At 59.5% G+C, this 1,919-nt stretch carries 3 protein-coding genes and 1 pseudogene; 1 reads left to right on the top strand and 3 read right to left on the bottom strand.

What is annotated here, in order from left to right:
* Together WA354_RS10640 and WA354_RS10635 are read right to left on the bottom strand one after the other, a co-directional pair.
* Window positions 1-488: pseudogene (locus tag WA354_RS10640) on the bottom strand (hypothetical protein); the annotation flags it as partial.
* A gap of 3 nt (window positions 489-491) precedes the next feature.
* On the bottom strand, window positions 492-1,058 hold the full coding sequence (locus WA354_RS10635; protein WP_472812986.1) for a hypothetical protein: 567 nt from the start codon (window positions 1,056-1,058) through the stop codon (window positions 492-494).
* Between WA354_RS10635 and WA354_RS10630 the strand changes: the two genes are divergently transcribed.
* Entirely contained in the window at window positions 1,050-1,592 is a 543-nt protein-coding gene (locus WA354_RS10630; RefSeq protein WP_472812985.1) for a hypothetical protein, read from the top strand. The two genes, WA354_RS10635 and WA354_RS10630, sit on opposite strands and share 9 nt — an antisense overlap.
* A 16-nt stretch (window positions 1,593-1,608) precedes the next feature.
* Here the strand turns inward: WA354_RS10630 and WA354_RS10625 are convergent.
* Window positions 1,609-1,919: ThuA domain-containing protein (locus WA354_RS10625; protein ID WP_472812984.1), on the bottom strand; the 311-nt coding region annotated here is incomplete at its 5' end.

Below are 1,919 nucleotides of genomic sequence, written 5' to 3'. Positions count from 1 at the left end.
TCGTAGTAGCGTGCCATGGCGACAGCGGCCACGGCGCGCTTGCGTTGCAGGTCGGTGGCTTTGCCGGCAGCGATATCGGGCACGGTTGCCGGTTGCTCCTCGCTGGGCGCCGCGTGGCGCGAACCGGTATTGTCGAGGAGTTCGAGGGCGTGGTCAGCTTCTTCGCGCCCGCGAAATCGGGCCGAGCCAAAGAACACAACCGTGTCCTGGATACGTTCGTGGCGGAGACGGGCCAGCGGCTCCATGTATTCGGCGACGATGCGCATCAATCGGCCGTCAGGGCCGTTGAGAAAGGCCGGATTCTCATAAGCCAGCGGTGCGGCAGCAAGCGCCGGCGGCGCGCCATTTGGTGGCAGTGTCGCGGCGGGGACCGATGACTCGCCCTGGCTGCTCGAAGCAATGACGGTTAAACCACTTCCGGCAGACGCCTGCTCCCCGTTCCCTGTCCCCTGTTTTCTGTCGTTCGTTCCCTGTTGATCCGCGCTCATGCCTTACTCATTTCGATGCCGGATGGCGTCTTGCACCGCAATCCAGATATTCAGCAATCCCAGTCCTGAGATGACGCCGCGCACCGCGCCGTTTGCCGCATAAATTGAAAGCGTCGGGTACTGCACAAAGAGCGGGTTCTGATCCCAGAAGAGTTGCGACCACGGAGCATAACAGATGGCCAGCCCGATATACATCCGCAAGAGGACGCGCAGATAGAGCTCCGTGCGCACCAGCCAGTGGGGAATGCGCTGTGGGGGGTGGTTGACCGCTGGTTCCTGCCCGCCATTCGATTCCGGCGCAGAACTCATAACGGTTCCTTGAGCAGGAGTTGGGCTTGGGGGCATGGCCGATGACATGAATTCCGGCTGGTTTGACATTCTCCAGGGCTCGTAACGCTGCCCCCGAATTCGTGCCGTTTCAACCAGCTCAGGGACGCCGTACTCAAACGTTAACACAATGACCGGGTTGTGCCCGGCGATGGCGCCTGGCAGGTTTTGCTGCCCGGGATTGCACGCAGAGGTCGACGGGGGTATTTTGTTGGTGTACGCAGGGAGTTTGCCGTGAAACATTCTTACGTGTCTTTCCTTCTCCTCTTCAGTTCATTGACGTTAGCCGCACAGAACCCGGCTAAAACCGAGGCGCCCGTTCTGGTTCTCCACGGAAGTACCGTGGGCAACGATTGCCCGGTGGACATGGCCGCGAGCCAGGGCGTCTGGGACCATACGATCAAAGTGCGGCAAGGGCAGCAGGAACAAGCCATTCAGCCGTTCGGCCAACGGATTCTTCTCACGCTGGGCGATTCTCATCCTGAACCGATCATCGCGGCGACCGTGAAAGTGTACGGGCTAACCGGCAAGAATCACATGCTGGAGACCACCAAAGGAGCAAATGCACAGGGTGATGCGGCAAAGACGATGAGGATCACGTTCACCTCGAACCGAGGCGGTGGGGTTTCAAGCGATCTCTATGTGCCGGGATTCACCTCAGTGAGTTCGATCGAGTTGCTTGAGGTTTCGTACGGTGACGGCCGGATCTGGAGGATTGGCGGGTCCAGCGTCTGCCGCGTTACGCCGGACCCGATGATGCTGATCGCAAACCACTAAATCCATCGCATAACTGCTAGGGCGTGGCGCTGGCTGCAGGCCTTGGATGCGATTCGGTGCTGCCGTCGGTCATTCCCAGTGCCCAGCGGATCGCTTCGAAGTACATCTTGCGAATATCGGGATCCTGCCAGGCCTCTTCGGTATGTCCCAGCGTTGAATAGAAGACGCGGCCCTTGCCGTACATTTTGCTCCATGCAACCGCGAAGTCGTGATCGGTGCGATGGACGCGCGGGTTATTGCTGTAATCGAGTCGGCTGGGATCGAGACTGAGCAACACATTGACTTTGTCGCGGGACCACGCCTTAGGCTGGTAGATTTCGTCGAACT

The organism is Occallatibacter sp., assembly GCF_049802275.1.
Taxonomy (GTDB): Bacteria; Acidobacteriota; Terriglobia; order Terriglobales; family Acidobacteriaceae; genus Telmatobacter.
The sequence above is the reverse complement of the archived record's forward strand: the minus strand, read 5'-3'. Positions and strand labels throughout refer to the sequence as shown.

Coding starts and splice junctions, on each gene's coding strand:
- WA354_RS10635 (WP_472812986.1), bottom strand. CDS start 1,058: ATGTTTCACGGCAAACTCCCTGCGTACACCAACAAAATACCCCCGTCG.